The 6,171-nt window shown below is 74.4% G+C and carries 3 protein-coding genes; 1 reads left to right on the top strand and 2 read right to left on the bottom strand.

Features of this window, described 5'->3' with window-relative positions; genetic code table 11:
• Window positions 1-82 precede the first annotated feature (82 nt).
• Together AC061S_RS23030 and AC061S_RS23035 are read right to left on the bottom strand one after the other, a co-directional pair.
• Complete coding sequence (locus AC061S_RS23030) at window positions 83-2,278, bottom strand: VMAP-C domain-containing protein (protein ID WP_478687840.1); 2,196 nt, start codon at window positions 2,276-2,278, stop codon at window positions 83-85.
• Window positions 2,275-3,552, bottom strand: a complete 1,278-nt coding sequence (locus tag AC061S_RS23035; protein WP_478687841.1) for a hypothetical protein — start codon at window positions 3,550-3,552, stop codon at window positions 2,275-2,277. The genes AC061S_RS23030 and AC061S_RS23035 overlap by 4 nt, the downstream gene beginning before the upstream one ends.
• Window positions 3,553-3,761: 209 nt before the next feature.
• On the opposite strand from AC061S_RS23035, the gene AC061S_RS23040 reads away from it, so the two are divergent.
• The gene (locus AC061S_RS23040) at window positions 3,762-6,095 is read left to right on the top strand and encodes an immune inhibitor A domain-containing protein (RefSeq protein ID WP_478687842.1); all 2,334 of its coding nucleotides are present in this window, start codon (window positions 3,762-3,764) and stop codon (window positions 6,093-6,095) included.
• Window positions 6,096-6,171 lie beyond the last annotated feature (76 nt).

The raw sequence follows: 6,171 nt of genomic DNA on the forward strand, positions 1-6,171 counted from the left end.
GGGGGCGGGATCAGCCTCGGCCTGGGACGCCGGATCGGCCTCGGGCGCGGGATCGTTGTCGGCTTCGCCGTCGGGAGCGGGTTCAAGCCAGGGACCGGAGGGTGAGGGTGTCGTCGGGATCGTCCCACAGGAGGACCAACCGGTCTCCCCCCGGCGGCTGTCGGCGATCGCCGCCGGGGGCGCTCGCCCCCGCGACGGCGGCCGCCCGGCGTACCGCGCGCACGCGGGCGGGCAGCGCGAGCACGTCGAGTGCGCCGGGGTCGGGCGGCCGCCCGTCCTCGCCGGCCGGCGCCAGCAGATCGAGCAGGCCGCCCACGTGCGCACCCGGACCCGCGCCCCCGGCACCCCCCGCCCGGCCGGTCCCGGCGTACGCGAACCCGCCCGGAGCCGCCTGCGCCGCCCCCGGCTGCGCAGCCCCCGCCCGGTCCGCCCCCGCCCGGTCCGCCCCCGCCGGAGCAGGGCGGCGCCACAGGGCCACCGGGACACCGCCCTCCAGTACCGCCTCCACCACCGCCGCCGTCCGCACCCCTGCCGGGGTGTGCGCCAGTACGCACGCGGGCGCCGGTCCCGCGCCCAGTTCCATGCCGAGCCCGTCGTCCGCGTCCGCGTCGGCCACCACCCGGACCGCCTCCGGGTGCCGCCCGCCCTGGGTCCACAGCCAGCGCCATTTGCCGCGCCATTCGGCCCCGGTGCCCTCGCGCTCCTGCGGGCAGCGCACCACCACCTGGTAGACCACCCCCAGCGGCCGGGTCCGCCCGCCCGGGCCGCGCGGGACCGGCCACTGGTCGAAGTCCAGGTCCAGCAGCTCGTACGGCACGTGGAACTCGATCCGCTCCACCGAGCCGGACGGCCGTCCGGCCTGCGCGTAGGCCCCCAACCCCTTGGTCAGCTCGACGAGTTGGCGTATGAGTGCGTCCCGTACGACGTCCAGCCGGACGGGCTCCCGCTCCGATTCCCAGATGTGCTCGGTCGCCTCCCGCCGCAGCCACATCCGGGCGAGGAACCCGTCCTCCCCGCCCGGCGGCGCCTCCAGCCGCACGTGCAGGGCCGTCTTGCGCGGGGGCGGGGGCGGGGGCGGCAGCGCGGGCAGGGCCAGGCGTTCGCGGGTGGCGCGCACCCAGTCGTGCAGCCGGGCCGCCCACCGCTCGTCGCCCGCCGCGCCCTGTTCCCCGAGGAACCGTACGAAGGGCACCGCGAGCGGCATCCCGGCCGGCCCGCCGTGGCGTTCGTCGAGGTCCTGGACCACCTCCAACAGGGTGTCGCCGGGCAGGCCGCCCTGGACGGGGGCCGCGCAGCCGGCGGCCTTGAACGCCCACAGGTACGCCTCGTAGGCGCAGCGGGGCAGGTCGCGGTCCTCGAAGAGTTCGCCGAGCCCGTCCCAGGCGCTCTGGTCGAGGCGGACGGCGCCCGGCGGCGCCACGCCGGGCTGATCGTCGTCGAGGAAGGAGGAGGCGTCCCAGTCCCGGTCCACGACGAACTGCGGGAGCTGCCAGCCCTCGCCGCGTTCGCGCAGGCCCTGGAAGGTGCGGTTGATCGACCGGGCGGTGTCGGCGAGACCGGAGAGGGCCTCGCTCACCGAGCGCTGCCCCAGTTCGGCAAGGAGCGCCTCGGTGAAGCGGCCCGCGCCGCGCTCGGCGTCGTTCTGCGCGGCCTCGCCCTCGCGGGAGGCGTACAGCCGGAACTGGCGTCGTCCCGGGACGCTGACGCCGCCGCCGTAGTCGTTGGTGCCGAAGTTCCACCGGGCGTCGCGGGGTGCGTCGACCCGGCAGGCGTCCACCAGGACGGCCTGGTGGCGGAAGAGCCCGCGCTTGACGAGGTTGGTGCGCCACCAGCGCAGCGCGGAGTCGAGGTTGAGGTGGCGGATCTGGGCGGGCCGGGCATCCGCGACGGGCAGCATCAGTTCACCGCCGCGCGGTCCCAGGTAGCCGTGCCCGGCCCAGAAGATCAGGAGCACATCGCCGTCGCACGCGGGGAGTTCGTCGAGCAGGGCCGACTTCACGTTCGCCTCGGTCGCCGGGCGGTACGTGGTGCGCAGGGCCTCCAGGCCGGCGGACGCCGACCAGCCGAGCGTGTCCGGGTCCTCGATCGGGGACAGCAACAGCCGTACGTTGCCCGGCGGAACCCCTCCCGGTCCGGTCAGCCAGCCGGCGAACCGCAGCGCGTCGCGGGCCGGGCCGCGCAGGTTCCAGCGGTGGCTGATGTCATACCTCTCGACCCCGGCGACGAGCGCGAAGGTGCGCGGTCCCAGGTCGGGGGGCAGTGACTCGAAGGGGTTCACCCGATCTCCGCTTCCGCCACCGCCTGTTCGATGCGTGCGTAGAGGGAGTCCTGTTTCCAGTAGGCGCTGTGGCAGGCCGGGAAGGGCTGGCGGCTGCCGATCTCCTGGTCGCTGACGCGCGGGTCGCCGGGGAAGACGGGTTCGGCGAGGTACGCGAGCACGTCCTGGCGGTCGTAGACGTTGAGCCAGCGCGGGAAGGCGTACGGGAGTTTGGTGCCCGGCACGACCCCGGCCAGCGCGCCGAGTTCGTAGAGGAAGGGTGCCTGCGAGCCGACGGTGACGAGCAGTTGGACCCCGGGCACCGGCTCGCCGCGGGCGGCCGCGAGGGCGAGGAGGTCGACCAGGGCGATGCCGCCGAGGCTGTGGCCGATGAGTACGGTCGGCCCCGGCTCGGCGGTGATCCGCTCGTGCAGGAACGCGCGGAGGTCCGCGCCTCGGGCCTGGTAGCGCAGGATGTCGCCGAGGGCGGGGGTGGCCCCGACGGTGAGGGAGCCGCGCCAGGCGTTGAGCAGCGGCTGGGTGGTGACGCGCATCGCGAGCCGGCCGAGGACGGCGGCGGCGCGGGCGCCGGGGACCCGGGCGTCGCCGCCGAGGCGGGTGGTGATCAGCTCGACGAGGCGGTCGCGTTCGGCTCCGGTGCAGTCGGCCTCGGCTCCGGCCGAGGCGAGTGCGGCGGCGGTCACCGCGCGGGCGAGAACCGTGGCCAGCTCCCGGGCCTGCGGCTGGTCGGCGGCGCGGGCCCCGGCGCGGGCAGCCTCGGCGGAACGGGAGACGGTCTCCAGGGCGGCGGGGAATCCGGCGGCGAGGCCGGTGCCGAGGAGCAGCGCGGCCTGTTCGCCGCCGTCGGGGACCCCGGAGACTCGGGCGAGCAGTTCCAGGACGCGGTCCCCCGCGGACTGGACTCCGGGCATGGCGAAGGCGTCGCCGTCGAAAGCGTCACCGAATGCGGCGTCGGGGTCGCCGTCGGGATCGCCGTCGGCTCCGGTGTCCCAGCCGGTTTCCGCCAGCACCCGCAGCTCGCAGAGCGGGTCCGCGACCAGCAGCCCCCACTCGGCGATCTCCTCTTCGTCCGGGCCGGGGGCGGCGCCGGGGGTGCGCAGTCCGGGCACGGAACGGCCCTGGGCGCTGAGGGTGGCCCCGTACCGCTCCCCCCAGAAGCAGGAGTCGACGGCCGCCCCGGGGAACCGGGCGGTCAGCCGGTCCCGGACCAGGGCGAAGAGCAGGTCGTGCCGCTCGCGCCGCACCCCCGTGCCGTGCACAAACAGAAATCGCATCGCGGCTCGCCCCCTCGCACCGTCGTCCCCGCTCGGCACGATAGCGCTGCCCGGCGAACGGGGCCCCTGGAACGTCGAGTTCGGAGGGACGCCGGGCGCGCTCCCGGCCGTCCCCCTCCCCCACACCTATCAATCACCTGTCACATGTGAAATATTACTCCCGCTCCGGCCGATCCGACCGACCGGAACCTCCAGAAAGGTCAGCTACGTTGCGCAGACTCGCTGCGGTGGGAGCGGCGATATCCCTCGCCCTCCTCGCCGCCCCCGCGCTCGCCGCCACCGCACCCCCGCCCCCGACGCCGACGCCGACGCCCGCCGGGCAGCAGCAGGCCGATCGGGCCGCCCCGCCGCCCGCACCCCTGGAGCTCCAGCGCCAGGCCCTGCGCCGCCAGGCCCTCGAAGAGGTGGCCGCCGGCCGCCCCGGCGGCCTGCGCGCCGAGGCCGACGGCACACTGCCGCGCCGGGCCAAGGTCGGCAAGCGGTACGTCGAACTGGCCCAGGAGCGCAGGGACAAGGTCTTCGTGATCCTCGCCGAGTTCGGCGACCAGGTGGACGACACCACCGAGTTCGAGGGCAAGCCGCGGTTCGGCGGCACCCCGGGCCCGGCGCACAACACGATCGGCAAGCCGGCCGCGGACGACAACCACACCCTGTGGCGCAAGGACTTCGACCGGTCCTTCTACGAGAAGCAGTTCTTCTCCACCGACCCGCAGTCGGCGTCCCTGCGCGCCTACTACCGGCTCCAGTCCTCCGGTCGGTACGACATGGACGGCATGGTGACCGACTGGGTCAAGCTCCCCTGGAACGAAGCCCGTTACGGCACCGACAACTGCTCCGAGTCCGGCCAGTGCCGGACCAACTGGGACATGATCCGGGACGCCACGGACTCCTGGTACAAGTCCGAGCGCGGGAAGGGCCGTACGCCCGAGCAGATCAAGGCGCAGCTCGCCGAGTACGACGTGTGGGACCGCTACGACGCCGACCACGACGGCGACTTCGACGAGCCCGACGGCTACCTCGACCACCTCGTCGTCGTCCACGCGGGCAAGGACCAGACCTGGGGCGGCGGCGCGCAGGGCAAGGACGCCGTGTGGGCGCACCGCTGGTTCGCCTACTGGAACCAGGCCGGCAGCGCGGGCCCGGAGGGCAACAAGGCGGGCGGCACCCCGGTCGGCGACACCGGCATCTGGGCCGGGGACTACCTGACCGGCGGGGAGAACAGCGGTGCGGGCCTCTTCGCGCACGAGTTCGGGCACGATCTGGGCCTGCCCGACCTGTACAGCTCGGACGGGGACAACAGCGTCAACTTCTGGTCGCTGATGTCCTCGGCGTCCTACCTGGGCAGGGGCCGCAATTCCACGGGCGAGTTCCCGGGCGACCTCGACCCGTGGAGCAAGCTGCAGCTGGGCTGGCTCCGGTACACGGAGGCCGACGCGGGCCGCACGACGCGGGCGACGCTCGGGGTGTCCGGCTACAACACCGAGGATCCGCAGGCCCTGTTGGTGCACCTGCCGCCGTCCTCGACCACCACCGACCTGGTCGACCCGTACGAGGGCGGCAGCCAGTGGTGGAGCGGTACGGGTGACTTCATGGACAACACGCTGTCGCGGACGGTCGACCTCTCGGGGATCGCGGCCGGCGCCGCGGCCCGCCTGGACGCCCGGGTCTGGTACGACATCGAGCAGGACTTCGACTACCTGACGGTGGAGGCCTCCACGGACGGCGGGGCCGCCTGGACGGCGCTGCCGGGCACGGTGGACGCCACGCCGATCGGGGCGAAGGGGATCTCCGGCACCTCGGCGGGCTGGACGCGGCTCTCGGTCCCGCTGTCCCGGTTCTCCGGCACCTCGGTCCAGTTGAGGCTGCGCGTCACCTCCGACAGCAACACCCACGGCAAGGGCGTCACCTTCGACGACATCCGCGTCACGGCGGGCGCCGACGGCCGGGAGCTGCTGCGCGACGGGGCGGAGCAGGGCGCGAACGGCTGGACGGCGGTCAAGTGGTCGCGTACGGAGGGCCGTACGGGAAGCGAGCAGCACCCGCGCGCGTACTTCGTGGAGAACCGGCGCTACACCGGCTACGGGAGCATGCTGAGGACCGGGCCGTACAACTTCGGCTTCACGGGCGACAAGGTGGAGTTCTATCCGTACCAGCAGGGCGTGCTGATCTGGCTCTGGGACACGGCGTACAGCGACAACACCACCAAGGCGCACCCCGGTGGCGGCATGCTGCTGCCCGTCGACTCCCGCCCGGAGCCGCTGACCCACGCGGACGGCACGCTGCTCAACGCGCGTGCGCAGACCTTCGACGCCCCCTTCTCCCTCGGGAGGAGTGACCGGATCGTCCTGCACAAGGCGGGCGTCCCGACCGTGATCCCGGCCCGGAGCGGCGTACCGGTCTTCGACGACCGCCACGGGTCGTACTGGAACCCGGGGCTGCCGCAGCTCGGAGTCAAGGTGCCGAACACCGGGACCCGGCTCACGGTGGTGAAGGAGGCCGCGGGCGGGGCCCTGACGACGGTGCAGCTCAGTCCGTCGAAGTGACCCTCCCGGGCTGAGCCGCGGGGGCCGGCGGGGGCGGCGGGGGCGGGGCGGCCGACGGCGGCCGGGGCGGGACCGG

The sequence above is a fragment of the Streptomyces sp. CA189 genome, assembly GCF_056428985.1.